The sequence below is a fragment of the Nocardiopsis sp. LDBS0036 genome, from assembly GCF_041228755.1.
Taxonomy (GTDB): domain Bacteria; phylum Actinomycetota; class Actinomycetes; order Streptosporangiales; family Streptosporangiaceae; genus Nocardiopsis; species Nocardiopsis dassonvillei.
The window spans coordinates 5,630,486-5,657,000 of record NZ_CP141103.1 but is presented as its reverse complement, the minus strand read 5'-3'; the positions used below and the strand labels follow the sequence as shown (position 1 = coordinate 5,657,000).

Annotated in this window: 19 protein-coding genes; 9 read left to right on the top strand and 10 right to left on the bottom strand. The window is 72.4% G+C overall.

Annotation, left to right across the window (positions count from 1 at the left end; all coding sequences use genetic code 11):
• Positions 1 to 70 precede the first annotated feature (70 nt).
• The 5 genes from UIS43_RS24185 to UIS43_RS24165 all read left to right on the top strand — a co-directional run bounded on the left by UIS43_RS24185 (position 71) and on the right by UIS43_RS24165 (position 5,277).
• Complete coding sequence (locus tag UIS43_RS24185) at positions 71 to 991, top strand: cation diffusion facilitator family transporter (RefSeq protein ID WP_013151579.1); 921 nt, start codon at positions 71 to 73, stop codon at positions 989 to 991.
• 242 nt (positions 992 to 1,233) lie between these two features.
• The gene (locus tag UIS43_RS24180) at positions 1,234 to 2,676 is read left to right on the top strand and encodes a TrkH family potassium uptake protein (RefSeq protein ID WP_041552261.1); all 1,443 of its coding nucleotides are present in this window, start codon (positions 1,234 to 1,236) and stop codon (positions 2,674 to 2,676) included.
• 28 nt (positions 2,677 to 2,704) lie between these two features.
• On the top strand, positions 2,705 to 3,376 hold the full coding sequence (locus tag UIS43_RS24175) for a TrkA family potassium uptake protein (protein ID WP_013151577.1): 672 nt from the start codon (positions 2,705 to 2,707) through the stop codon (positions 3,374 to 3,376).
• 212 nt (positions 3,377 to 3,588) lie between these two features.
• Complete coding sequence (locus UIS43_RS24170; RefSeq protein WP_232832947.1) at positions 3,589 to 4,635, top strand: metal ABC transporter substrate-binding protein; 1,047 nt, start codon at positions 3,589 to 3,591, stop codon at positions 4,633 to 4,635.
• Positions 4,636 to 5,043: 408 nt separating this feature from the next.
• On the top strand, positions 5,044 to 5,277 hold the full coding sequence (locus UIS43_RS24165) for a DUF397 domain-containing protein (RefSeq protein WP_013151575.1): 234 nt from the start codon (positions 5,044 to 5,046) through the stop codon (positions 5,275 to 5,277).
• 220 nt (positions 5,278 to 5,497) lie between these two features.
• On the opposite strand, the gene UIS43_RS24160 is transcribed toward UIS43_RS24165, so the two are convergent.
• Complete coding sequence (locus UIS43_RS24160) at positions 5,498 to 6,346, bottom strand: helix-turn-helix transcriptional regulator (protein ID WP_036552062.1); 849 nt, start codon at positions 6,344 to 6,346, stop codon at positions 5,498 to 5,500.
• A 248-nt stretch (positions 6,347 to 6,594) separates the two neighbouring features.
• Positions 6,595 to 7,092 carry an ATP-binding protein gene (locus UIS43_RS24155; protein ID WP_013151573.1) on the bottom strand — a complete coding sequence of 166 codons (498 nt, stop codon included), beginning with the start codon at positions 7,090 to 7,092 and terminating at the stop codon, positions 6,595 to 6,597.
• A 323-nt stretch (positions 7,093 to 7,415) separates the two neighbouring features.
• Here UIS43_RS24155 and fabG point away from each other — a divergent pair, with 323 nt between their 5' ends.
• The gene (gene fabG, locus UIS43_RS24150) at positions 7,416 to 8,174 is read left to right on the top strand and encodes a 3-oxoacyl-ACP reductase FabG (RefSeq protein WP_071621448.1); all 759 of its coding nucleotides are present in this window, start codon (positions 7,416 to 7,418) and stop codon (positions 8,172 to 8,174) included.
• A 151-nt stretch (positions 8,175 to 8,325) separates the two neighbouring features.
• Here the strand turns inward: fabG and UIS43_RS24145 are convergent, their stop codons facing one another.
• The 5 genes from UIS43_RS24145 to UIS43_RS24125 form a co-directional block, all read right to left on the bottom strand.
• Positions 8,326 to 9,306, bottom strand: coding sequence for a serine hydrolase (locus UIS43_RS24145; RefSeq protein ID WP_071621447.1), 981 nt, complete (start codon positions 9,304 to 9,306; stop codon positions 8,326 to 8,328).
• A 133-nt stretch (positions 9,307 to 9,439) separates the two neighbouring features.
• Complete coding sequence (locus UIS43_RS24140) at positions 9,440 to 10,054, bottom strand: energy-coupling factor transporter transmembrane protein EcfT (RefSeq protein WP_013151560.1); 615 nt, start codon at positions 10,052 to 10,054, stop codon at positions 9,440 to 9,442.
• Entirely contained in the window at positions 10,051 to 10,731 is a 681-nt protein-coding gene (locus UIS43_RS24135) for an energy-coupling factor ABC transporter ATP-binding protein (RefSeq protein WP_019606721.1), read from the bottom strand. The genes UIS43_RS24140 and UIS43_RS24135 overlap by 4 nt, the downstream gene beginning before the upstream one ends.
• Positions 10,731 to 11,363: a biotin transporter BioY gene (locus UIS43_RS24130; RefSeq protein ID WP_013151558.1), complete on the bottom strand. Its 633-nt coding sequence runs from the start codon at positions 11,361 to 11,363 to the stop codon at positions 10,731 to 10,733. Before UIS43_RS24130 ends, UIS43_RS24135 begins: the two co-directional genes overlap by 1 nt.
• A 207-nt stretch (positions 11,364 to 11,570) precedes the next feature.
• Positions 11,571 to 12,938: a collagen-binding domain-containing protein gene (locus tag UIS43_RS24125; protein ID WP_370011789.1), complete on the bottom strand. Its 1,368-nt coding sequence runs from the start codon at positions 12,936 to 12,938 to the stop codon at positions 11,571 to 11,573.
• Positions 12,939 to 13,249: 311 nt separating this feature from the next.
• On the opposite strand from UIS43_RS24125, the gene UIS43_RS24120 reads away from it, so the two are divergent.
• Positions 13,250 to 13,570 (top strand): hypothetical protein, encoded by a 321-nt coding sequence (locus UIS43_RS24120; RefSeq protein WP_232051634.1) that lies wholly within the window; start codon positions 13,250 to 13,252, stop codon positions 13,568 to 13,570.
• Between the two features lie 90 nt (positions 13,571 to 13,660).
• Here the strand turns inward: UIS43_RS24120 and UIS43_RS24115 are convergent, their stop codons facing one another.
• Positions 13,661 to 14,758 (bottom strand): lactonase family protein, encoded by a 1,098-nt coding sequence (locus UIS43_RS24115; RefSeq protein ID WP_013151555.1) that lies wholly within the window; start codon positions 14,756 to 14,758, stop codon positions 13,661 to 13,663.
• A 340-nt stretch (positions 14,759 to 15,098) separates the two neighbouring features.
• Here UIS43_RS24115 and UIS43_RS24110 point away from each other — a divergent pair, with 340 nt between their 5' ends.
• Complete coding sequence (locus UIS43_RS24110) at positions 15,099 to 15,371, top strand: DUF1778 domain-containing protein (RefSeq protein ID WP_013151553.1); 273 nt, start codon at positions 15,099 to 15,101, stop codon at positions 15,369 to 15,371.
• Positions 15,372 to 15,378: 7 nt separating this feature from the next.
• The gene (locus tag UIS43_RS24105; RefSeq protein WP_013151552.1) at positions 15,379 to 15,870 is read left to right on the top strand and encodes a GNAT family N-acetyltransferase; all 492 of its coding nucleotides are present in this window, start codon (positions 15,379 to 15,381) and stop codon (positions 15,868 to 15,870) included.
• Between the two features lie 75 nt (positions 15,871 to 15,945).
• Here UIS43_RS24105 and hrpA read toward each other — a convergent pair whose 3' ends face one another.
• Both hrpA and UIS43_RS24095 read right to left on the bottom strand, forming a co-directional pair.
• Positions 15,946 to 19,896, bottom strand: coding sequence for an ATP-dependent RNA helicase HrpA (gene hrpA, locus UIS43_RS24100; RefSeq protein ID WP_370011785.1), 3,951 nt, complete (start codon positions 19,894 to 19,896; stop codon positions 15,946 to 15,948).
• A gap of 337 nt (positions 19,897 to 20,233) precedes the next feature.
• A complete protein-coding gene (locus UIS43_RS24095) occupies positions 20,234 to 26,500 on the bottom strand; it encodes a type I polyketide synthase (RefSeq protein WP_370011783.1) in 6,267 nt (2,088 codons plus the stop codon).
• Positions 26,501 to 26,515: the final 15 nt, after the last annotated feature.

The window sequence follows — 26,515 nt, the reverse complement described above, 5'->3', positions numbered from 1 at the left end:
AACAGTGGAGGCTGAACCATGGGCGCCGCGGACGGCGGCCCCGGGAGAGGACGTCGCGACGGGAGGGCTGATGGGCCTGGGACACGACCACGGGCACGGGCACGGCGTCACCGCCGGGGCCGCCAACAGCAGGCGGCTGGCGGTGGTCCTGGGGATGATGCTCGCCGTCGCCGTGGTCCAGGTGGTCGGCGCCGCGCTCAGCGACAGCCTGGCCCTGCTCGCCGACGCCGGGCACACCGTCACCGACTCCTTCGGGGTGGCGCTGGCCCTGGTGGCCGTGTGGATCGCGGCCCGGCCCGCCACCAGCAGGCGCACCTTCGGCTACCAGCGCGCGGAGATCCTCGCCGCCGCCGTCAACGCGCTGGTGCTGTTCGTCCTGTGCGGGTTCATCGTGGTGGAGGCGGTCGAACGGCTCCGGGAGCCCGCCGACGTGTCCGGGCCGGGCATGATCGCCGTGGCCGCCTTCGGCCTGGTCATGAACATCGGCGCGCTGCTCGTCCTGCGCTCGGGCGCACGCGAGAGCCTCAACGTCAAGGGCGCCTACCTGGAGGTCCTGAGCGACGCCCTGGCCTCGGTCGGGGTGATCGCGGGCGGCGTCGTCGTCTGGCTGACCGGATGGGACCGGGTGGACACCCTCGTCTCACTGGGCATCGCGGCGATCATCGTGCCCCGCGCGTGGGCGCTGCTGCGCGAGGCCGTGCACATCCTCCTGGAGGCCACACCGCAGGGCATGGACCTGAGCGAGGTCCGCGACCACCTGCTCGGGCACCCCGCCGTCCTGGACGTCCACGACCTGCACGCCTGGACCATCACCTCCGGGGTGCCCGTGATGTCGGCGCACGTGGTGGTCGCCGAGGAGCACCTGCGCGACAGCGGCCGCATGCTGGACGAACTCCACGCGTGCCTGACCGGTCACTTCGACGTCGAGCACTCCACCTTGCAGCTGGAGCCGCCCGGCCACGCCGACCACGAGGGTGCACGCCACGCCTGACCTGGGGCGCGGCGCACCCGGGCACCGCGGCCGGGCCGCGCCGGGGCGCCGCCGCGGGCCCGTTCGCAGGACCGCGTCCCCGCTGGTGGAGACCGCCGCGGGCGCCACCGGCACACCCCCCGCGCGGTTACGATGCTGGACGGACCGTCGGCGTGCCATGATCGCAACCCTCCGGCACACCTCCCCGCGCCCAGGAACGTCTAAGGAGACACCGTGGCACCCTTCCCGACCCGCGGTCGGCGATGAGCGAGAACCGGCTGAGAGTGGGGCTGCGCAGGCTGCGCGGCTCGCTCCTGCCGCTCAGGGCGGCGAGGCTGTCGTACAAACTGCGCCGGGAACTGAGCGCCACCCGTGAGGCCAGCACGTGGCGCCAGCCCGCGCGTGTGTTCCTCATGGCCTACGTGATCGTGGACCTGCTGGGCACGGCGCTGCTGATGACCCCGCTGACCACGCCCGACCACCGGGGGCTGGGGTTCGTCGAGGCCTTCTTCACCGCGACCTCGGCGCTCTCGGTGTGCGGGCTGAGCGTGGTCAGCATCGGCAACGACCTCAACACCTTCGGCCAAGGGGTGGTCCTGGCGCTCATGCAGGTGGGCGGCATGGGCATCATGACCCTGGCCTCCCTGCTGGGCACGGCGATGATCCGCCGATTCGGGCTGCGCATGCAGCTCACCGTGCAGACCGAGACCCGGAGCCTGTGGGTGGGCGACGTGCGCGGTCTGGTCAGCCGGGTGGCCCTGATCTTCCTCATCTGCCAGGGCCTGACGTTCCTGCTGATCACCCCCAGGATGTGGCTGGGTTACGACATGCCGCTCGGGGAGGCCGCCTACTCGGGCTTCTTCCACTCGATCTCGGCCTTCAACAACGCCGGGCTCTCCCTGTACGGGGACAGCATGATGCGGTTCTCCGGCGACGCGTTCGTCCTGGTGCCGATCGCCCTCGCGGTGATCCTCGGCGGCATCGGCTTCCCCGTCCTGCTGGAGCTGCGGCGCGAGCTGCGCACCCCGCGCCTGTGGAGCCTGCACACCAAACTCACCGTCACCACCACCGCGATCCTCTTCGCGGCCGGGGCGCTGCTGGTCACGGTGATGGAGTGGCACAACCCCCAGACCCTCGGGCAGATGCACTGGTGGGCCAAGCTCGTCGACGGCTTCTTCCACGGCGTGATGCCCCGCAGCGGCGGCCTCAACTCCGTCGACACCGGGGAGATGGAGGACGCCACACTGCTGGTGACGATCATGCTGATGTTCGTCGGCAACGGCAGCGCCGGAACGTCCGGGGGCATCAAGGTGGCCACCCTGGCGGTGATCTTCCTCGTGGTGGCGGCCGAGGTCCGCGGCAACGACAAGGTGCACGTCTACGGGCGCCAGCTGTCGCCCGAGGTGATCCGGCAGTCGTTGAGCCTGGTGTTCCTGTCCGCGACGGTGGTGGCCTTCACCACCGTGCTGCTGGTGCGCACCACCCCCTTCGAGCTTCTCCCGGTGATGTTCGAGGTGGTGTCGGCCGTGGGAGTGGTGGGCCTGTCCACCGGCATCACCGCGGACCTGGCGCCGTGGGCCCAGTTCCTGCTGGCCCTGCTGATGGTGGCGGGCCGGATCGGCCCCATCACCTTCGTGACGGCGCTGGCCTTCCGGGACCACCGCCGGCGCTACGATCTCGCCGAGGCCCGGCCGATCATCGGCTGAGGGCACGCCGAGGGAAGGAAGGGACACCGTGCAGCAGCACAGGAGACTCACCGACAAGCGGGTCCTGGTCATCGGACTGGGCCGGTTCGGCAGTTCGCTCGGCCTGGAGCTGGTCAGCCGGGGGTGGGAGGTCCTGGGCGTGGACTCCAGCCCGCGGCTGGTGCAGTCCTTCGCCGACGCGCTCACGCACACGGTGATCGCCGACGCCACCGACGAGGAGGCGCTGCGCCAGGTGGGCGCGGGCCAGTTCCACAGCGCGGTGGTGGCCATCGGCACCCACCTGGAGGAGAGCATCCTGGCCACCTCCCTGCTGGTGGACATGGGCGTGTCCAACATCTGGGCGAAGGCGACGAGCCGCCGCCACGGCCGCATCCTGGAACAGGTCGGCGCCACCCACGTGGTGCTGCCCGAGCACGACATGGGCGAGCGGGTGGCGCACCTGCTGTCGGGCAGGATGCTCGACTACGTGGAGCTGGAGGAGGGCTTCTCGCTGGGCAAGACCAAGGCGCCCAAGGAGCTCATCGGCAAGACGCTGCGCGAGACGCGGGTCCGCCAGCACTACGGGATCACGGTGGTGTCGGTGAAGCGGATGGGCGAGGAGTTCACCTACGCCACCCAGGAGACGGTGTTGAACAAGGGCGACGTGATCGTGGTCGCAGGACGCACCGACGACGTGGAGCGCTTCTCCGAGTCCACCTGAGCCGGGCCGCACGGCGGCGGGAGGGTCCGCAACCGCTGCGGGGCGGTGGAAACCGGTCGGACGGGGAGGGCGGCGGGGAGCCGCGCGGCGCCTCCGGTCCCGCGTCCGGCCGCCCGCTCCGCGCGCCCGCGGGCGGCGGTTCCGGGACGCGTGAGCGTTCCGATCCAAAGAGACAAATTGACAACCGTTTTCATTCTTCCGACAATTGACCCATGCGAACTGGGACAACCGTGCGGGCCGCCGCCCTCGGCGCCGCCACACTTCTGACGATCACCGCCTGCGGAAGCGGCGGCGAGGGGGCGGACGACTCGGGTGTCTCACCCGCCGACGCGGACCTGACCGTGGTCACCGGCGTCTACCCCCTGGAGTGGCTGGCCGAGCAGATCGGCGGCGACCGGGTGGCGGTCGTCCAGCTCACCGAGCCCGGCACCGAGCCCCACGACCTGGAGCTGACGGGCCGACAGGTCGCCGAGGTCAGCGAGTCCGACATCGCCTTCTACGTGGAGGGCCTCCAGCCCGCCGTGGACGAGGCGATCGCGCAGGAGGCCTCCGAGAGCGCGTTCAACGTCGCCGACGTCGTGGAGCTGCACCCGGCGGGAGAGGGCGGCCACGACCACGCGGAAGGTGACGAGCACGCCGAGGAGGAGCACGGCCACGGCGAGGAGGGCCACGACCACGCCGAGGACGAGGCGCACGCGGAGGAGGAGGCCGCCGCCGAGGAGGAGCACGACCACGGCGAGTACGACCCCCACTTCTGGCTGGACGTGGACCTGATGGCCCAGACCGCCCAGGCGCTCGGCGACCGGATGGCCGAGGTCAACCCCGAGGGCGCCGACGGCTACGCGCAGGGCGTGGAGGCGGTGACCGCCGAACTGGAGGCGATCGGCCAGGAGTACGAGGAGGGGCTGTCCTCCTGCGAGCACGACGAGGTGGTCGTGGGGCACACCGCCTTCACCTACCTGACCGAGGCCTACGGCCTGGAGCAGATCGGGGTCAGCGGGGTGGACCCCGAGACCGAGCCCTCCCCCTCGCAGATCGCGGCCATCACCGACGTCGTCAACGAGCGCGGCATCGAGACGATCTTCACCGAGCCGCTGATGCCCGCGGCGACCGCCGAGACCATCGCCGCCGAGACCGGCGCACAGGTGGAGGTGCTCGACCCGCTGGAGGGTGTCACCGAGGACTCCCCCGGCGACGACTACCCGTCGATCATGCGGGGCAACCTGGAGGCGCTGAGCACCGCGCTGTCCTGCTCCTGACCCTCACCGCGTCCCACCGCACCGGCCCCGTCGGCCCCGGGCTCCCGCCCCGGCCGACGGGGCCGACGCGTGCCCGCGCCCTCCCGCACCGCTCTCCCGGCGGGCGGGGTCTCCGCTTTCGCGCCCCCGCGCACCCGCGGTCCGGCGTGTCCGCGTGTTCTCGCACCCTGTTCCCCGGTCGGAGAAAGCCGCGTGTTCTCACGCACCTTTACCTCCCGGCCGAAACAGCCCCCGGGATACATGGGAACGACACGTGGGAAGGCCATGGGTTACATGGCGCTTACATACCACCAAACCCTCGGACAAGTGGCGGGGGTCACGCTATGCTTGTGAACATGTCGGTGCCAATGCACGTGCATTTGGCGGTGCATAAGCACGGACGTTCCCCTCGACGGAAAAAGGAGCAGCATGACCGCACACAACGGCATCCCCGCGACCCAGCTCACCGAGGCGGCCTGGCAGAAGGCCCGGCGCAGCAACTCCCAGGGCGCCTGCGTCGAGATGGCCCGCCTCGGCGACGGTTCCATCGCCGTACGCAATTCGCGGTTCCCGTCCGGACCGGCGCTGGTCTACACCCAGGAGGAGATCGACTGCCTCATTCTGGGCGCCAAGGACGGGGACTTCGACAACCTGCTCAGCTAGGACCTTTCGTCCCATCGGGCGCGTTCCGCCCCGAGACATACAGGAGGGGTTACCGCTCGGCGGTGACCCCTTCCCCGGTCACCGCGCCCCGACCGGTCCGCGGCCGCCGGCCGCCCACCCGCGCGCACCTGCCCCGAAACCCGGAAAGGCCCGCCTCGGCGAGCCTCTCGTATCCCTGGGAGCGTGTTCGGGATCCCCTCCTCCCGTCCCACGCCGTTGCTCAGCCGACTTCCTTGTCCAGGTCCTCCAGCATCTGCTCCAGCAGTTCCAGCGTCTCGTCCGGCGTGGCCGCGGCGACGCTGAGCCGGGTCATGGCCTTGGTGTAGGCCTCCACCACCGGCCTGCGGTCGATGATCTCGCCGTCGGTGAGCTGCTCCAGGTAGACCATGTCCGCGAGCTCGAACTCCGAGTAGCGCAGGAGTGTGAACGATCCCGCCTCGGCCGCGTGCGCGCCCACCGCGAAGGGGACGATCTGGAGGGTGATGTTGTCGTACTCCTTGCTGAGCTGGATGAGCCACTCCAGCTGACCGCGCATGATCTCGCGCCCGGCCTCCGGCCCGCCGATGGGCCTGCGGACCGCCGCCTCGTCGAGGATCACCCACATGCGCATGCTCGTGTCGGTGCGCAGGCGCCGCTGTCTCTTGAGTCTGGCGTCGACGCGCTGCTCGGTGACCTCGTCGGTCTCCACTCCGCCGGAGATGACCGCCCGCGCGTACTCCTCGGTCTGGAGCAGCCCCGGGACGAACTGGGACTCGTAGATGCGGATGTGGTCGGCGGCCTCCTCGAAGCCGACGTAGCGGATGAACCACTTGTGCAGTGACTCCCCGTACTCCTTCCACCAACCGGGCTTGTTGGATTCGCGCGCGACTTCGAGGATTTCCTTGATCCTCTTGCGGTCGGAGACCCCGTACATCTTGAGGAGGTCCTCGATATCGCGCAGCTTGAAACCGACCCGGCCGAGTTCCATACGGCTGATCTTCGACGCCGATGCCCGAATCTTGTTCCCGGCGTCCTCTCGGCTGATACCACGCGCTTCGCGAAGCTGGCGCAGCTCGTGCCCGATCAGCATGCGGCGCACAGTGGGGCCGCTCCCCTGGCGCAATCGAGCGATATCCACGTTCGCCGCCTCTCCCTCATTCCTCGCACAAGGGTATCCGTGTGAAGGGACACCTTTGCCGTGCGGACAAGACACTACAGGTACACGATAGAACGATAGAGCAGTGGTGCCTTCGCCTCGCTGGCGGATCCCCCAGCACCTCCGGGGAGGGCCCGCCGCCGGGAGTGATCCGGCGCGGCGCCCGGCGGGAACCCCGGCACTCACACGAATTGCGCCCAAACGAACTTTCCACCGGGCGGCGTGGGAATCACGCCCCACTCTCGCGCGAAAGCGCTCACCAGGGCAAGCCCCCGGCCGCCCTCCAGGTCGAGATCGGTTTCCCTTCTCTCCGGCAGCCGGTCCCCACCGTCGCGAACCGCACAGATGAATTCACTGCCGCTGCGCATGAGCGAGAGCTGAATACCGCCCTCGCTCTGCCCTGTCAAGGGCAGAGGGCCACCATGCCGGAGCGCATTGGTGACCAATTCCGAAACGACCACCGCGACATCGCTGGACAAGTAGTGCATCTCCCATTCGTGGAGAAGCGCCTCGGAAATCTCGCGCGCGGCCCCCACCGAGTGGGGGCGCGGCTCGAAGCTCCACGTGACGGCGTCGTGCCGGTCTCCGCAGACGGGGGTGTTCCAGCGGCGGGAACCGTGCGTCAGGACCCTGAGCCACCAGCCACCGGCCGGGTCGGCCACCGCCTCAGCGCACTCCATGCCTTCCACTCCTCCCTGACGCACCGCTGTGTGGGCGTCGGTGACACGGCCGGGGACGGACCGTGTCCGCGTGCAGGTCGGGCGCGTGCCGCTGCACGACTCGAATGCACGTGCATCTTCGTCTTGCAGGCAATCGTAGGCCAAGCCCCGACGATGTGCAGGCAAACGGGGAGACGACTTCGTCCGACCCGTGAGGCGGGTCGCCGCGGACCTCCCCACCCGCGGGCGGCCCCGTCCCGAGCGCACCCCGTCCACCTACCGACCGGTTGGCATGTGGATAGGATCTCCTCGCGCCCACCACGCGAACTCTTGGAGGTAATCCCATGTCACCAACGCCCCGTGTGGCCATCGTGACCGGTGCGGCCCGTGGGATCGGTGCCGCCGTCGCTGAGCGCCTGGCGCGCGAGGGCCGGTCCGTCGCCGTGCTGGACCTGAGGGAGTCCGACGCCCGGGAGGTCGTCGACCGCGTCACGGCCGCGGGCGGCACCGCCCTGGCCGTGGGCTGCGACGTGTCCGACCCCGACCAGGTGACCGCCGCCGTCGACACCGTGGCCGAGCGCCTGGGCCCGCCCGCGATCCTGGTGAACAACGCGGGCGTCCTGCGCGACAACCTGCTGTTCAAGATGTCCGTGGAGGACTGGGACACCGTGATGAACGTGCACCTGCGGGGCTCGTTCCTGATGAGCAGGGCCGCCCAGGCCCACATGACCGCGGGCGGTTGGGGCCGGATCGTCAACCTGTCCAGCTCCTCCGCGCTGGGGAACCGGGGCCAGGCCAACTACTCGGCGGCCAAGGCCGGACTCCAGGGGTTCACCAAGACCCTGGCGATCGAGCTGGGCAAGTTCGGCGTGACCTGCAACGCGGTCGCGCCCGGCTTCATCGAGACCGCCATGACCAGGGCGACCGCGGAGCGCATCGGCGTCAAGTACGAGGACATGAAGGCCTTCAAGGAGGCCGAGATCCCGGTGCGCCGGGTGGGCGTGCCCGAGGACATCGCCAACGCCGTCGCCTTCCTCACCGGTGAGGAGGCCGGGTTCGTGTCGGGCCAGGTCCTCTACGTCGCCGGCGGTCCGCTGGACTAGGCAGTACGCTCCGGGCCTGCGCTCCGCCCCGTCCCGTGTTCGGACGCCCGGACCGACCCCCGTGGGTGAGGCGGGTTCGCAAAGGGCCCGGCCTGTGCCCCGTCCGGAGCCCTCCGGGCGGGGCACACACGTGGGCCGGAGCCCGGGGCGGTCACTCGTCCGGGGGCCCAGCGGCGCGGGCCTCCTCCATCGCCGCCGTGACCGTGGCCGCCACCTCCTCCACAAGGGTGACGCCTGCGGTGTAGTCGGGACTGCCGTCGGTCAGGACCGCGATCAGGTACTCGCGCCCGGGTCCGGCCACGTAGCCGACGCTGTTGACGTTCCACAGGCCGCCGTTGGCCTCGCGCGGGGTCCACCCGTTCTTGAGCCCGACGGTGTCGGCGGGGCCCGCGCTGGCCGAGATCCCCCAGGACTGCTCGGCGGCGACGGACTCCATCAGCCCGCGCGCGTAGGCCCGGTCCTCCTCCGCCAGCGGGCTCCCGTCGCAGTACAGGGCGCGCAGCAGCCGCACCTGGTCGGCGGCGGTGGTCATGGTGGCGCCCCACCTGCCTCGGGGATGGGGGTCGGTGTCGGTGAAGCCCAGCGTCCGGGCGCCCTCGACGAAGCCGTCGGTGAACCCGATCCGCGAGTACAGGCCGTCGGTGACCTCGTTGTCGCTGTGGCGGATCATGGCCGAGACCTGTGCGCGCTCGGCCCCGGTGAGGTCGCGGCCCTCCTCCTCGGCGCGCAGCAGCAGCATGGTGAGGATGGTCAGCTTGGCCACGCTCGCGGTGGGGAACTGCCGGTGGGCGCCGTGGCTGAAGGTGGCGCCGGTGCGCAGGTCCTGCACGGCGACCGCGAAGTCGGCCGGGTGCTCCTCCCCGATCGCCCCGATGCGCTCGGTGAGTTCCTCGCGCTGGACCGGTGTGAGGCCCCGCCCTCCGGTGGCGGGCGCGTCAACGGGAGCGAAGGGCACCGGGGGGAACGCGTCCCTGGAGACCGGCGACCGGGACAGAGCGGGGTCCGGGCCGGGCGGGACGGCCCCGGAGGCCGGGGTGGCGCCGGGCAGGGTGAAGGCCATGAGCACCGCGAGGACGGCCGCCACGACGGCGACGGACCGGGCTCGGGTGTCGGCGGGGGGATGCCGGGGCACGCTATCACCGGTTCGCTGACACGCGGATGGGCTGAAGTACCGCCATTATTCAATGAAATGTCGCGAATACGAACATCTCGATACCGAATCGGTACCCGGGCCCTTCTTTTCGTCCGCTTCCGCGGGCGAATCCTCAGCGGTGGGTGTCCTCGTCGATACCCCGGGCCACCAGGGCCTCCCCCGTCGCGTCGGCCATCCGCAGCAGTTGGACGATGACCGGGACCACGAGCAGGTGGGGGCGGCCGGACAGGCCCCGCGCGCGGTAGGCCTCGCGTGCGGCCTGCCAGGCGGAGGCGGCCATCGGGATGGAGCGGACGGTGAGCGCCAGGACGAGGGCGACGCGGTCGGGGTTGGCGCCGACGTGCCTGAGCGGGCGGGCCATGCGTTCGAAGAGGTCGAGCATCGCGCGCACGCGGGTGGTGAGCGTGACGAGGTTGGCGAACAGGACGAGCGCGGCCAGCTGCGCGCACAGGCGCAGGGCCGTCTGCCAGTCCGCGAACAGGACCTGGAACAGGCCGATGGCCAGCAGGAACGGCGACAGCGCGCGCAGCGCCGACCAGGCCCGCCCCAGCGGGAGACCGGCCAGCGGGTACACGGCGAGCGCGGCGGCCAGGGCGCCGACGGCGACCCGGGGACCGCCCCAGACGACGAGGCCGACGCCGACCAGCAGCAGCGCGAGGAGCTTGGCCCCGGCCGGGACCCGGTACAGGAACCCGGCGCCGGGGACGTAGAGGCCGACCGCGCTCACCGCTCGTCCATGAGCTTGGTGTAGTGGGGCACGGCGTCGCCGGGAACACCGTCGAAGACCACCCGGCCCGCGTCCATGACCAGGACCCGGTCGAAGCCGTCGAGGAGGTCGAGGTCGTGGGTGAACAGGACGACCTGCTGGTCCAGGCCGTCCAGGGTCCGGTGCACCATGCGGGTGTTGCGCAGGTCGAGCAGGGTGGTGGGCTCGTCGCAGACCAGCACCTCGGGCTCGGTGACCAGTACCGAGGCCAGGGCCAGGAGCTGCTTCTGCCCGCCCGAGAGCAGGTGGCCGGGGTGGTCGCGGTGGCCGTCGAGCCCGTAGCGGACCAGGGCCGCCTCCACCCGGCGGGCGGTCTCCTCGCGGCCCAGACGCAGGGAGCGCAGGCCGATCTCCACGTCCTCGGCGACGGTGGGCATGATGATCTGGTTGGCGGCGTCGGAGAAGACGAAGCCGACCCTGCGCCGGATCTGCTTGGCGTGGCGCCGGGTGTCCCACTCCCCCAGCGTCACACGGCCCTCGTCGGGGACGACGAGGCCGTTGAGGGTGCGGGCGAGCGTGGACTTGCCCGATCCGTTCGCCCCGATCACGCCGATGCGGTGCTCGGCGAGGTCGAGGGTGACGTCGCGCAGCACGGCGCGGTCGTCGTAGGAGTGGGAGACGCCCTCCAGGCGCAGCATCAGGATTCCCCGCGGCCGGTACCGGCCTCCACGACGGGGCGGCCCGCGGGCGGGATGGGGTAGGCGCGGTAGACGGCGCTGGCGATGAGCGCGGTGACCACGGCCTTGACCAGGTCGCCCGGCAGGAAGGCCACCATGGAGTAGGCGGCGGCCAGGACCCCGTCGCCCATGACGACGGCCATCCAGGGGACGCCGATGGCGTAGATGACGAGGATGCCGCCGACGACGTTGATCCCCAGGCCCGCCCAGAACCGGTAGCGCCCCCGGGAGCCGCGGACCATGAGGTCGGTGAGCAGGCCGATGACCAGGGCGGCGAAGACCCAGCTGACGATGAACCCGGCCGAGGGCCGGGCCAGGACGCCGACGCCGCCCATGCCGCCCGCGAAGAGCGGGAGCCCGGCCAGGCCGAGCACGATGAAGGCCGCCACGGCGAGGGGGCCGCGCTTCCAGCCCAGGAGGCTGGGGGCGAGCATGATGCCCAGGGTCTGGAGGGTGATGGGCACCGGCGAGAACGGCAGCGGGATGGCGACCGTGACGCTGAGGGCGGCGATGAGCCCGGCGAACACGGCGATGAGCGCGAGGTCGCGGGCGGTCAGGCCCCTGTGGCGGATGTTGGTCCTGGTCGTGGGCATGGGCGGTTCCCTCGGGAGGTCGCGGAGGCGGATCTTTGCCCATTGTCCGTTATGGCGGTGACCAGGACGAAGGCCGGGGCGCACAGTTCTGCGGGCCCCGGGGTTGTAGGGGGTCGCCTGAGACGCGGGTCACAGGGCGGGGTTCACCCCGCCCCGCGGACCCGCGCGGCCTCCCCGGAGGGGTAGGGCCCGGGCGGCCGGTGTCCCCTACCGGTAGCCCGGGGCCGGGTCGTCGGGGTCGTCCGTCTCGTCCGGACGGCCGGGCTCGTCCGGGTCCCCGGGCTCGTCGGGGTCGGTGGGCTCGTCCGGGTCCGTGGGCTCGTCCGGATCCGTGGGCTCGTCCGGATCCGTGGGCTCATCCGGGTCCGTGGGCTCGTCCGGGTCCGGCGACGGACCGGCGTCACACGTGGTCAGCTCGGCGTCGAACGGGTGGTAGTGCAGTTCGAAGGGCCGGACGACGCGTGTGTCACGCTGGCTCTCACGCGGGCCGCCCACGTCCTGGGTGAACTCGCGGGCGACCACCGTTCCCTCGATGTTGGCCGAGGAGTAGTGGTTGACCGCGGCGTTCGGGGCGTAGACGGTGCCCTCGATGCTGTCGGTGCCCACGGGGATGGTGACCGTCCGGGCGTCGGAGAAGTTCCACAGGGTGTAGGGGGCCGTGGAGGAGCTCAACCCGGCGCCGGTGGGGCCCTCCCACGTGAAGTCGCCGCCGACGCCCGAGGTGTCGACGTTGATGATCAGCGGGGTGTCCTGGCTCGGCGGGTCGTCGAAGGTCAGCTGGGAGAGCGAGTTCAGTTCCTCGGCGGTGAGGTTGAGGACGTTCTGCTCTCCGGGGGTGAGGCTGACGTGCAGGTCCGCGCCCTCGGGGATGGCGTCCGGGTCGATCGGGTCGCCGTTGGGGGTGGTCAGCGTGGCCGTGGTGGAGCAGAGCGCGAACCCGGACGAGTAGGAGCGGAAGGCGGAGAAGGCCTCCTCGAAGTCGATCAGGTCCGGCGCCGGTCCCACGGAGTCGGCGGGCTGCATGGTGCTGAGCTGGACCCGCGGATAGCCCTCGTAACCGGCGCCCTGGGGGACGATCCGGGTGTTGGCCGAGGCGTTGTTGAGGTCGGTGGTGTAGACGTCGGCGTCGTCGAGGTCGCCGATCTTGACGTAGGCGCCCGTGGGGATGCTGAGCACACCCTGCGGATCGCTGTCCTCGAAGTCCACCTCGCCCTGGACCAGCAGCGCCACGGGGTTGCTCTCCCCCGTGTCGGTGAAGGTGCCGTCGTTGTGGATCCGCACCCGGTAGTCGCGGCCGAAGGACAGGTCGCCGCCGACCGCGATCGGACCCTCGGACTCGGTCCCGGCCAGGTAGGTGTCGCCCTCGGAGATGGCGTTGAACCCGAGTGCGGGGGCGACGGGGTTGACCGTGACGGCAGCGGAGGCGGGGGCCGGGGCCCACCAGCCCCGGAACCCCGGGGCGGTCGACAGGGCGCCCGCCGCCAGGGCCAGGGTGGCGGCTGTGACCAGGAAGGTCCGGCCGGTCCTCCTCGGGACCGACCGGCGCGTAAGCTTTGCGTTATCAATAATGCACACATTGTGACTATGCCGTGGTCCGTAAGTGGGAAGGCACGGCGGGACCGAGGGGAAAACGTCAACGGTTCCCCATCGGCGGATAGGGGCCGCCCCCTCCGGTGCGTCACCCCCGGCAGCCGCTCCGGGAGCGGGCACGGCCCGCTTCTGGCGAACGCTTCCGCCTCTCGGTGGGGGAGCTTCCAATCCCCGCGCGGACCTGGGATGTTCTTCGAACTGCGATGGAACGTGCCCGGACTGGTCGTGTGCGCGGGCGCCGGGGAGCTGCGGAAGGCACTACGGGTTCTGGAAGGCGGTGCAGGATGGGCGCGGTCATGACCCTGGAGACCGTGGAGGCCTCCGTCCCCCAGGAGGTGGGGCGCCTACGCGCCACCTACCGCAAGCGGGGGTGGACGGTGTGGCACGGCAACGCGACCGGCCAGTACTGGGCGGCGCACACCGGCCGCATGGTGATGCTGAGCGGTGACACCGCCCAGGAGCTGGCGGCGGAGATCGAGAGGACACAGCCGGGCAGGCCGGTGGAGGCGGTTCCGACTCAGGCGCGGCGACGGCACACGGAGCTGGTGCTGCTGTTGAAACCCCGGCCGTGTGTCTCCCGGGGACGGGCGGACACCACGGCCGGTGGAAGGCGGTGACGGCCGCGGCCCGGGAAGGGGTGTTCCCGGGCCACGGCCAACGCGAGGGAGCGGGCGCGGCGTCCCGCTCACGTCGCGGGGGACGCGGTGTCAGCCCCGGGTTCCCCCGGCGCGGCGGATGCGGGTGATCGGGACCGGGAGCACGCACACGGGGACGGGCAGGCGCAGCCGGTGGCCGGTGTCGGCCGGGACGCCCGTGCCGGGGTCCAGGAGAAGCGAGGCCAGCGAGCCGCCGTTCTGGGCGGCCACGACCAGGTGGTCGGGTTCCTCGCGGTGGCCGCGCACGACGGTGAAGTTGCGCGGCCACGGCCCTCCGGCCGGGGTGTCGGCGACGTGCTCCAGACGGGCGCCGCCGTCGCGGACGGCGAAGGTGGCGATCGTGTCCGCGCCCCGGTTGGACACGTACACGTGGTCGCCGTTGCTGAGGATCTCGGCGGGGAAGTTCTCGCCTGCGGCCTCCTCTCCGGTGGCCTCGACGGAGCCCAGGTGCTCGGCGGTGCCTTCGTCGGGGTTCCATCGCAGGACGTGCACGCGCGAGTCCAGCTCACCCGCTACGTAGAGGTACTCGCCGAGGACGGCCGTGTGCCGGGGGCCGGTGCCCGGGGGCAGGGAGACGGCGCCGACCTCCTCGCCGCCGCGCAGGACGCGCAGCTCGTCGGTGCCCAGGTCGGCCACCAGCAGGTGATGGTCGTCGGGGGCGGCGGTGCTGTGCGCGTGCGGCCCCTCCTGGCGGTCGGTGACCGGGCCGCTTCCGGAGTGCGCGAACTCCGCCGCCGTTCCGTCGAGGGAGCCGTCCTCGGCCAGGGCGTACAGCGTGGCCACGCCGTTGGCGTAGTTGGTCACCGCCAGTTCGGAGCCGCGCGCGAGCACGTGGCAGGGCGACCCGCCGCCGGTCGGGGACTGGCCAAGTTCGGTGAGCCCGGCTGCGCCGTCGATCCGGAAGGCGGTGACGGTGCCCTTCTCGCGCTCGTTGACCGCGTAGACCGTGGGCGGGTCCTCGCGGAAGGCGAGGAAGGAGGGGCCCGGGGTACGGGCGGCGGCGCCGCCGTGGGTCATCTCGCCGGTCATGGGGTCGAACCAGACGCGGTAGATCCCCTCTCCCTCCCCGGGAGGGTCGGAGTCGGGGGTGTAGGTGCCCACCAGCAGGAGCCGCTTGCCGTCCACCGAGCTGTCCGCCGATTCGCCCACCGGGGGCCTCGCTTCCCTCGCGCCTGTGATGTCCGCCCGACAGTGGTCTACACCACTGAGGCACACGGCGCATGCTACAGGCCCTGATCCTCAGCTATGAGAGCGGACCCGGCGAGCCCGGTGTCCCGAAGTACTTTCCCAGCCCGGCGCAAGACTGCCCCAAACGGTGCAGAACCTGCCTCCGGCCCGCCACCTGAACAGAACGCGATGGTGCGCCTACTCCATGGAACACCACTTCCCGATGGAGAGTTACGTACAAGTACCGTACAATTGGTTACACTCCCGCCTGGCTGTGACAGCAACTGGGCGGAAGGTCGCCCACCCCAGAGGAACCCATCGTATGAGCACCGCCACAGAACGCATCGAAGTCCGCCTTACGCCCGAGGACAAGGACCTGCTCCTCGAGGCGGCCCGTATCAGCCACGAGTCCACTTCCAAGTTCGTTGTCCGGGTAGCCCGGGAGGCGGCCGAGGAGATCGTGGAACGCGAGCAGACCACGACGGTCCCCGCAGCGTTCTTCGACGCCATGGTCGAGTCCCTGGAGGAACCCGCGCAGCCGATCGAGGAACTGGCCTCCGCGGTGCGCAAGCACCGTTCCATCGTGAAGAGGTAATCCGAACGTGTTCGTCTGCCAGCCCCTCCAGCGGGCGCACCGGACCGACTCCTTCTCCTGCGGGAAGGAGGAACTGGACTCCTGGCTGCGCAGAAGCGCGCTGCACGCCCGGGCCAACAACACCGCCGCCACCTTCGTCTGGTGCGAGGAGGGCAGCACGGAGGTGGCGGCCTACTACTCCTTCACCTCCATGAGCCTGGAGAGGGAGGAGCTGCCCAAAACCCTGGCGCGGGGCAGCATGCACAGGATTCCCGCGGTGCTGCTGGCGCGGCTCGCACTGCACACCCGCTACCAGGGACAGGGTCTCGGCCCGGTTCTGCTGGTGGACGCCTTCGAACGGGCGCTGGCGGGCAACCAGGTCTTCGCGGTCCGGTTCCTCGTGGTCGACGCCCTGGACGAGGACGCGCACACCTTCTACGAGAAACACGGGTTCCGCGGAATCCCCGGGAGCATGCGCCTGTACCGCAAGATGAGCGACATCGCCAAGACGCTCGAATGACGATGAGCCCTGCCCGGTCAACCGGGCAGGGCTCTTTCGCAGTAGGCCGCCGGGACGCCCCGACGGCCGCGACCCCTACTTGCGTTCGGCGGCCTTGACGGCCTCGACCGCCTTCAGGATGCGCTTGTCCGAGACCGGGTAGGCCGTGCGCAGCTCCTGCGCGAACAGGCTCACCCGGTACTCCTCCAGCATCCAGCGCAGCTCCGCCACGTCCGGGTCGGCCGCGCGGCCGGGCGGCAGGCTCCCGCGCAGCTTGGCCACGGCCTGGCGCATCTGCTCCACCTTGGACATGTTCACCTGGTCGCGGCGCGGGTTCTCCGGCAGCTTGTTCAGTCGGTACTCCACCCCGCGCAGGTAGCGGTGCAGGTCGTCCAGGCGGGCCAGGCCGGTGCGGGTCACGAACCCCTCGCCCACCAGGTCGCCGAGCTGGCCCTGCACGTCGTTGAGCGAGGGCAGCACCGCCAGGGACGTGGTCCCCTTGACCTTCTTGGACACCTTGCGCCACAGCACCAGGACGCGCGCGGACCTGTCCAGGATCTCGGCCAGGGTGTCGCCGAGGTCGGCGCGCACCCGGTCGGCGAGCTTGGCGAAGTCCTCGCCGTTCCACACCGGCCCGCCCTCGCGGGCGAGCAGGTGGTCGACCGCGGCCGCCTCGGCGTCGTCGAGCATCCTGCGGATCGAACCGTGCGGGTTGTCGGCCAGGGCCAGCTTGTCGGGGTTGTTGAGCCCCTTGCTCACCACGTTCGCCACGGACGGCACGGTGAGCAGCAGCAGTCGGCGGGTGCCCGCCCACATCGCGGCGCGCTGTTCGGGACGGGTGTCGAAGATGCGGATCGCGACGCTGTCGCCCTCGTCCACGAGCGCCGGGTAGCCCTTGACCTTGGGCCCCAGCGCCTTGCGCTCCAGGGTCTGCTCCAGCGGGCCGAAGTCCCAGGAGGTCAGGCCCTTCTTCTCCACGCCCTTAGCCTCGGCCGAGATGGCCTCGCGCAGGCGCGGTTTGAGCTTGGCGCGCAGCTTCTCCAGGTCCTTGGACTCGGCCAGGGTCCGGCCCCGGTCGTCCACGGCCCGGAAGGTGATGCGCAGGTGGTCGGGCACCCGGTCCAGCTGGAAGTCGCCGGGGGCGATCCGCTCCCCCGCCATCCGGGTCAGCTCGGCGGCCAGCGCCGCCGTGAGCGGCCCCTCGTAGGGGACCAGCCCGGCCAGGGCGCGGGCGGCGTTGTCCGGGACGGGGACGAAGTTGCGGCGCAGCGGCTTGGGCAGCGAGCGGATGAGCGCGGTCACCAGCTCGTCGCGCAGACCCGGGATCTGCCAGTCGAACCCGGTGTCCTCCACCTGGTTGAGGAACTTCACCGGGACGCGCGCGGTGACGCCGTCGGAGTCGCTGCCCGGCTCGAACTGGTAGCTGAGCGGGAAGGTGAACTCGCCCTGGCGCCACACGTCCGGGTAGTCGTCCTCGCTGATCGCCCCCGCGCCCTCGTTGATGAGTTCCTCGCGGGTGAAGTCCAGCAGCTCGGGCTCGGTGCGGCGGGCCTTCTTCCACCAGGAGTCGAAGTGCGCGGCCGAGACCACCGAGTCCGGCAGGCGGGCGTCGTAGAACTGGAACAGCGTCTCGTCGTCCACGACGATGTCGCGGCGCCGGGCGCGGTGTTCGAGGTCCTCCACCTCGTCCAGGAGCTTGCGGTTGTCGTGGAAGAAGTGGTGGCGGGTCTCCCAGTCGCCCTCGACCAGGGCGCGGCGGATGAACAGCTCCCGGGACAGTTCGGGGTCGATCCTTCCGTAGGAGACCTTGCGCTGCACGACGATGGGCACGCCGTAGAGGGTGACGCGCTCGAAGGCCATGACGGCGCCGCGCTTGCGCTCCCAGTGCGGCTCGCTGTAGCTGCGCTTGACGATGTCCCCGGCCAGCTCCTCGGCCCACTCGGGTTCGATCCGGGCCACCATGCGGCCCCAGAGCTTGGAGGTCTCCACCAGTTCGGCGGCCATCACGTAGCGGGGCTGCTTCTTGAACAGCGCCGAACCGGGGAAGACGGCGAAGCGGGCGCCCCGTCCGCCCAGGTACTCGTGCTTCTCGGGGTCCTTGAGGCCCACGTGCGACAGGAGTCCGGCCAGCAGGGACATGTGCACGCCGCGGGGGTCGGCGGCCTCCTCGCGGGGGTGCGGCACCTCCACTCCCATGGAGCGCAGGACCTGCCTGAGCTGGCCGTGGATGTCCTGCCACTCGCGTACGCGCAGGTAGTTGAGGTACTCATCGCGGCACAACCTGCGGAACTGGTTGCCCGACAGCTCCCGCTGCTTCTCGCGCAGGTGGTTCCACAGGTTGAGGTAGGCCAGGAAGTCCGACTCCTTGTCGGTGAACCTGGCGTGCGCCTGCTGGGCCTGCTGCTGCTTGTCCGCGGGCCGCTCGCGCGGGTCCTGGATGGACAGGGCCGCGGTGATGACCAGGACCTCGCCCAGGCAGTCGCGCTCCTCGGCCTCCAGGACCATCCGGCCCAGGCGGGGGTCGATGGGCAGCTGGGCCAGGCGGCGGCCCATCGGGGTGAGCCTGCGTTTGCCCCCGGACTCGTCGGGGTGCAGGGCGCCCAGCTCGTTGAGGAGGTTGACGCCGTCCTTGATCTGGCGGTGGTCGGGGCCGTCCACGAACGGGAAGGCCGCGACGTCGCCCAGCCCCAGGGCGGCCATCTGGAGGATGACCGAGGCCAGGTTGGTGCGCAGGATCTCGGGGTCGGTGTACTCGGGGCGGGAGAGGAAGTCCTCCTCCGAGTACAGCCGGATGCAGATGCCCTCCGAGACGCGGCCGCAACGGCCCTTGCGCTGGTTGGCGGAGGCCTGGGAGACCGCCTCGATGGGCAGGCGCTGCACCTTGGTGCGGTGGGAGTAGCGGGAGATGCGCGCGGTGCCGGGGTCGATGACGTACTTGATGCCGGGGACGGTCAGGGAGGTCTCGGCGACGTTGGTGGCCAGGACGATGCGCCGTCCGCTGTGCGAGGACCACACGCGTCTCTGCTCGCTCGTGGACAGGCGCGCGTAGAGCGGCAGGACCTCGGTTCCCGGGAGCTTCCTCTTCTCCAGGGCCTCGGCGGTGTCGCGGATCTCGCGCTCGCCGCTGAGGAAGACCAGCACGTCGCCGGGGGCCTCGCGGCCGAGCTCGTCCACGGCGTCCAGGATGGCCTGGGTCTGGTCGCGGTCGGTGCCGCCGCCCGGGTTCTTCTCCTCGGGGTCGAGGATCTCCTCGGAGATGGGCCGGTAGCGGACCTCGACCGGGTAGGTGCGCCCGGAGACCTCGACGATGGGGGCGTCGTCGAAGTGGCGGGAGAAGCGCTCGGGGTCGATGGTGGCCGAGGTGATGACGACCTTGAGGTCGGGGCGCCGGGGCAGCAGCTGTTTGAGGTAGCCCAGAAGGAAGTCGACGTTGAGGCTGCGCTCGTGGGCCTCGTCGATGATGAGCGTGTCGTACTGGCGCAGCATGCGGTCGTGCTGGATCTCGGCGAGCAGGATGCCGTCGGTCATCAGCTTGACCAGGGTGCTGTCGCTGGAGGAGTCGGTGAAGCGGACCTTGTAGCCGACCGTCTCGCCCAGCGGGGTGCCGATCTCCTCGGCGATGCGCTCGGCGACGGTGCGGGCGGCCAGCCGCCGGGGCTGGGTGTGGCCGATGGTGCCCATGACGCCGCGCCCGAGCTCCAGGCAGATCTTGGGCAGCTGGGTGGTCTTGCCCGAGCCGGTCTCACCGGCGACGATGACGACCTGGTGGTCGCGGATGGCCTCGGCGATGTCGTCGCGCCGGGAGCTGACCGGCAGGGACTCGGGGTAGCTCAGCTCGGGCACGGACTCGCGGCGCAGGTTCACGCGCAGGAGCGCCTCGTCGACGTCCCCGGAGATCTGGGCGGCGACGGAGGCGCGGCGGCGCTCGTCGCCGATCTTGGCCAGGCCGTCGATACGCCGACGGAGCCGGTGGCGGTCCGAGGGCATGAGGTCGCGCAGCCGGGAACGCAGCGTGTCCGCGGCGGGCGCGGGCGTGGTGGTGCTCATCAGTAGTCAAGGGTAGGAGGGACGGCAACCGGTTTTCGCCGCCGGGTCCGCGCGGTGGGCGCGCGGTCGCGGGCGGGCGAAGGGGCGCCGCGGGCACGTACCGGCCAACGCCCGGCGGGCCAGTTCTGTTCCGCGGGCCCGGACGCGGCGGAAAACCGTAGCGTGCGCCCCTCCCGGCGGCGCGGCGCCGGGACCCGTCCGTACGCCGCCGCCCGGCGGACCGGCCGAAGGCGTGCCCGATGTGATGCCCGGGCCCTGGCCCGTGCCCTCGCCGGAGTCGGCTCTCGGATCTCGCCGCAGGAAGCCCCACGGCGGAGGGCACGGGTCCGTCCGCGCGCTAACGGACGTGCTCCTCCAACCAGCGGTGGACGGTCAGCGCCGTGTCCGGCCCGTGCTCCTCCAGCATGGTGATGTGGTCGCCGTCCACGTCGACGGCCTCGTGCGGCAGCGGCCAGTCGAACCGCCAGTCCCGGCCGCCGATCGGCGTCCCCGAGGCGTCGAGCATCTGCTGTCCGGGGCGCACGGCCAGGGTCGGCACAGCGGTGGGCGCGGGCTCCCAGTCCGCGCACAGTCCGATGTAGCGTCCCATGGCGGTGACCCGGGTGCCGTCCATCAGCCCGAACCGGGTCTCGCGCTCCAGCACTCCGGCCTGGATGATCGGGAAGGCGGTGGGCTCCTCGGGCATGGGCGTGTCCATCAGGACCACCGCCCCGGGCGCGTGCCCCCCGGCTTCCATGAGGGTGGCGACGCTGTGTGTCACCCACCCGCCGGAGGAGCGGCTGACCAGCACGTAGGGTTCGTCGCCGACCACCTCGCGCACGGCCCGGGCCTGCACGGCCAGGGCCGCCTCCAGGGTCCGGGGCAGCGGGTCCCCCGGGGTGAAGCCGGGCTGGGGCAGGACCACGACCTCGCGCAGCCCCTGGAGGGCCGCGCCGAAGCGCGCGTACTCCTGAACGCCCGACACCATGACCAGCGACGGCAGGCAGACCATGCGCGGGAGCACCGGTCCCCGGGCCACCGTGACCGGGCGCGGCAGCGCGCCGAAGTCCTCCGGACCGGTGAACTCCGGGCGCAGGCGGGAGGCCGCCTGGACCATGCGGATGCCGTCGGCGATCCGCCCCTGGCGGCACGACTCGCGGAACAGCGGCACGGTCCCCTCCAGGGGGTCGGCCCCGGCCGTGTCCGCGACGGCGGTCGGCGCGGCGCTCCCCGGCTCGGGAAGTTCTGCGGCCAGGTGGCGGGCCAGCCGGGCGGGCGTGGAGTGCGCCAGCACCACCGACGCGGTCAGACGCAGCCCCGTCGCAGCGCGCAGCTCGTTGCGCAGTTCCACGGCGGTGAGCGAGTCCATGCCCAACTCGAGGAAGTCCTGGTCGGGGTCGGGGCTCTCGTCCCCGGGACGGCCCAGCACCTCGGTGGTGAGCGCGCCCACCAGCTCCAGCAGCAGGCGCTCGCGCTCCTCCCCGGTGCTGGCCGCCAGCGCCGCGGACACGCCCGCCCCCTCGGCGGCCCCGCCCTTGGAGGCGCGGTATCGGGGCTGGCGGACCAGTCCGCGCATCAGCGGCGGCACCTGACCGGTGCGGGCGGCGCGGTCGCGCACGCCCTCCAGGTCCAGCGGCAGCGGAACCAGGTGGGGCGCTCCGCAGGCCAGCGCGGCGTTCAGCAGGTCCAGGGCCTCCCGCTGCTCCAGGGTCCGCGCCATGCCCAGACGGCGCAGGCGTGAGATGTCGGCGGCCTCCAGGTGCGAACCGGCCTCGCCCAGCCGTTCCCACAGGCCCCACGACAGCGACTGGGCCGCCATGCCCCGGGAGCGGCGGTGGTGGGCCAGGGCGTCCAGGAAGGTGTTCGCGGCGGCGTAGTTGGCCTGGCCCGGGCTGCCCAGGACGCCCGCGGCCGAGGAGAAGAGCACGAACGCCGCCAGGTCCAGGTGCTCGGTCAGCCGGTGCAGGTGGTGGGCGGCGTCGGCCTTGGGCCGCATCACCGCGTCGAGGCTCTCGGGGGTCAGGGTGGCCAGCACACCGTCGTCGATGCCCCCGGCGACGTGCACCACCGCCCGCAGGGGCCGTTCCTCGGGCACCGCGTCGATGACGGCGGCCAGGGCGTCCGCGTCGGAGACGTCGCACGCCGCGAACGCGGCTCGTGCGCCCAGGGAGGTCAGCTCCTCCACCAGCGCGGTCGCGCCGGGCGCGCCGCCGCCCCGGCGGCTGAGCAGCAGCAGGTCGCGCGCGCCGTGGCGCTCGACCAGGCGGCGGGCGACCGCCGAGCCGAGCACGCCGGTGGCGCCGGTGACCAGGACGGTTCCGCCGCCGAGGTCGGGGGCGGCGGACTCCCCCGGGACGCGCGCCCTGGTGAAGCGGGGGGCGTGCGCGGTGGAACCGCGCAGCGCGAGCTGCGGTTCGCCGCTGGCCAGGGCCCTCGTGAGCGTGGCGGCAGCGGCGTCGGAGCCGTCCAGGTCCACGACGGTGAACCGGTCGGGCTGTTCGGCCTGCGCGGAGCGCAGCAGACCCCACAGCGGGGCGTGGACGAGGTCGGTGACGTCCTCCTCCGGGGCCACCGCGACCGCGCCCCGGGTGACGACGATGAGGCGGTGGTCGGTCGCGCCCTCGTCGGCGCTCCACTCCTGGAGCAGTTCCAGCGCCCGCCGCAGACTGGCGCCCGCGGCCTCGGGAACGCCCGCGCCCGAGGCCGCGGGCGTCTCCTCGGCGGTCTCCACCCGCGCGGTGCCCGCCTCCGGGACCGCGGCGGCGAAGGGCGCCAGGACGACGGTCTCCCCGGGCAGTTCGCGCAGCTCCTCCAGGCCGGTGACCAGGTGCACGACGGCACCGGTGCGGGCGAGCGCCTCGGTCAGTCCGGTGGTGTCGGGAGCCAGGACGGCCAGGGCCGGGAGCGGCCCGGTGTCGGCCAGGTCCACGGTGGGCCATTCCAGGGCGTACAGCTCCCGGGGCAGGGCCCGCCTGGCCTCCTCCTCCACACGCGCGGCGTCGACGGGGCGCACGGCCAGGGACTCGGCGGTCAGGACGGGGTTGCCGTCGGTGTCGGTCATGGTCAGCGCGTACTCGTCGGGGCCCACCGGGCTGACGTGCACCCGCAGGTGATCGGCCCCGGACGCGTACAGGCGCACGCCCGTCCAGGAGAAGGGCAGCCGTACCCGGCCGCTCTCCCCGGGCGTGGTCAGGGCGATGGCGTGCTGGGCGGCGTCCAGCAGGGCGGGGTGCACGCCGAAGGCGGCGGCGTCCTCGCGGTGGCCGTCGGGCAGGCGCGCCTCGGCCCACACCCGTCCGCCCTCGCGCCAGGCCGCGCGCAGTCCCTGGAAGGCGGGGCCGTAGCCGTAGCCGTCGCGGGCCAGGTCGGCGTACAGGCCGTCCACGGGCACGGGTTCGGCCTCCGGTGGCGGGGCGGTCTGGGCGGACGCGGTTCCGGGTGCGGAGGCGGGTTCGAGGAGGCCCTCGGCGTGCAGGGTCCACCCGTCGGACCGGTCGGCGGGACGCGCGTGCACCCGGACGGAGCGCCGCCCGGAGGCGTCGGGTCCGGACACCGCTACCTGGAGCCGGGTGTCGGCGCCCGGGCGCAGGGCCAGGGGCGCGAGCAGGGTCAGCTCGGCCACGCTCGGCAGGCCCACGTGCTCGGCGGCGTGCAGGACCAGGTCCAGGTGGGCGGCGCCGGGCAGGACGACCGTGCTGCCCACGGCGTGGTCGGCGAGCCAGGGTGCCGTGGCCAGGGACAGCTGGCCGGTGAACAGGTGCCCCTCCCCGTCGGGCAGGTCCACCGCGGCGCCGAGCAGCGGGTGCCCGGCCGGGTCCGCACCGGAGCCGAGCACGTCCGAGGCCCGGCCGGGGACCAGCCAGTACCGGTCGCGTTGGAAGGCGTAGGTGGGCAGTTCCACGGCCCGGGGAGCGTGGGGAGCGTGGGCGCGCGTCCAGTCCACGGCCACGCCGCTCACGTGGGCCCGGGCCAGGGCGGTGAGGAAGTGCCCGTAGCCGCCCTCCTCCCTGCGCAGGGTGTGCAGGACCGCGGACTCGTCGCCGCCCGCGGCCTCCACGGTCTGCTGGATGCCGTAGGTGGTCACCGGGTGGCTGCTGACCTCCACGAACGCGGTGAATCCGGCCTCGTGCAGGGCGCGGACCGCGGGCTCGAACAGCACGGTCCGGCGCAGGTTGCGGTACCAGTACTCGGCGTCCAGGGCGGTGCCCTCGATGCGCTCCCCGGTGACGGTGGAGTACAGGGGGAGGTTGGTGGGCCGGGGACGGATGCCGGCGAGCGCCGCGACCAGGTCCGCTCGCAGGGCCTCCACGTGCGGCGAGTGCCCGGCGACGTCCTCGTGGATGCGGCGGACCTTGATCCCGTCGGCCTCGCAGTCCCCGACCAGTTCGGCGACGGCCTGCTTGTCCCCGGCCACGACCACGGTGCCGGGTCCGTTGACGACGGCCACCGAGAGCTGCCCCTCCCAGGGCCCGATGCGCTTGGCAGCCTCGTCGGCGGACAGCGCCAGGGTGGCCATGGCGCCCCGGCCGACCAGGGAGGTGAGCAGGCGGCTGCGGGTGATGACCACGCGCGCGGCGTCCTCCAGGCTGAGGGCCCCGGCCACATGGGCGGCGGCGATCTCGCCCTGGGAGTGGCCGACGACCGCCGAGGGGCGCAGGCCGTGGGCGCGCCACAGGTCCGCGAGGGCGACCATCACGGCGAACAGCACCGGCTGGACCACGTCGATGCGCTCCAGACCGGGCGCTCCGGGCTCACCGCGCAGCACGGAGGCCAGGGACCAGTCCAGGTGGGACGCGAACGCCTTCTGGCACTGGTCGATCCGGTCGGCGAACTCGGGGACGGTGTCCATCAGGGACACGGCCATGCCGATCCACTGCGACCCCTGGCCGGGGAAGACCAGGGCGGTCTTGGCCTGTTCGCGCACGCGCCCGCGCACGACGGCGGCGGTGTCGCGACCCTCGGCCAGGGCGCGCAGGGCCTCGCGGAAGCCGTCGGTGTCGGCGGACAGGACCACCGCGCGGTCGGGCAGGTCGGCGCGAGCGGTGGCCAGGGTGTGCCCGACGTCGGCGGGAGCGAGGTCGGGGTGGGCGTCGAGGTGGTCGGCGAGACGGGCGGCCTGGGCGGCGAGCGCGGCCGCGCCCCGCGCCGAGACCGGCCAGGGCACGAGGTCGCTGGCGGCGGGGGGCGCGTCGGCGGGGGCGGCCGGGGCGGGTTCCGCCGCAGGCGCCTCCTCCAGCACGGCGTGGGCGTTGGTGCCGCTCATACCGAAGGCCGACACTCCGGCCCGGCGGGGGCGGTCCTCCCTGCGCGGCCAGGGCCGGGCCTCCGTGAGCGGGACGACGGTCCCGGCCGACCAGTTCACTCGGGGGGTGGGCTCGGTCAGGTGCAGGGTGCGCGGCAGCGTCTCGTTGCGCAGCGCCAGCACCGTCTTGATGACGCCGGAGACCCCGGCGGCGGCGACGGTGTGGCCGATGTTGGACTTGAGTGAGCCCAGGTGGAGCGGGGCCTCGGGTGTGTGCGCCCTGCCGTAGGTGGCGATGAGGGCCTCGGCCTCGATGGGGTCGCCCAGGGCGGTGCCGGTGCCGTGCGCCTCCACCGCGTCGACCTGGTCGGCGGTGACCCCGGCGGCCTCCAGCGCCCGTGTGATGACCCTGCGCTGGGCCGATCCGTTGGGCGCGGTGAGCCCGCTGCTGGCACCGTCCTGGTTGACGGCCACGCCGCGCACCAGGGCCAGGACGGGGCGGCCGTGGCGGCGGGCGTCGGAGAGGCGTTCCACCACGAGCACTCCGCAGCCCTCGCTCCAGCCGGTGCCGTCGGCCGCGGCGTCGAAGGCCTTGCTGCGGCCGTCGGGCGAGAGCGCGCGCTGGCCGCTGAGCCCGGCGAACACGGCCGGGTCGGTGACCACGCTGACCCCGCCGACCAGGGCGCGCTCGCACTCGCCGCGGCGCAGGGACTCCACGGCGGCGTGCAGCGCGGTCAGGGAGGAGGAGCAGGCGGTGTCGAAGCTGACCGCCGGGCCCTCCAGCCCCAGGGTGTAGGAGACGCGGCCCGCGGCGACGCTGGGGGCGGTGCCCGTGATCAGGTGGCCCTCGCTGCCGTCCGTGGCGTCCACCGCGCGCGGCCCGTAGGGGACGGCGACCACCCCGGCGAACACGCCGGTGCGGGTGCCGCGCAGCGTGGTGGGGTCGGTTCCGGCGCGCTCGACGGCCTCCCAGGCGCACTCCAGCAGCAGGCGCTGCTGGGGCTCCATGGCCTGGGCCTCCTTGGGGGAGATCCCGAAGAAGGCGGCGTCGAACCCGGCCGGGTCGTCGAGGAAGGAGGCGGCACGCACGTAGCTGCGGCCGGGCCGGTCGGGGTCGTCGTCGAACAGCCCCGCCAGATCCCACCCCCGGTCGTCGGGGAAGGCCGAGACGGTGTCCCGCTCGGCGATCAGCAGGTCCCACAGCTGTTCGGGGGTCTGGACGCCGCCGGGGTAGCGGCAGGCCATCCCGGTGATCGCCACCGGCTCGGTCGCGGCCTCCACCAGGCGCCGGTTCTGCTCGCGCAGGCGTTCGTTCTCCTTGACGGAGGCGCGCAGCGCCTGGACCACACGCTCGTCGGGGCGGCCGTCGGCTGGCTTGTGCATCGCGTGTCCTTCGCT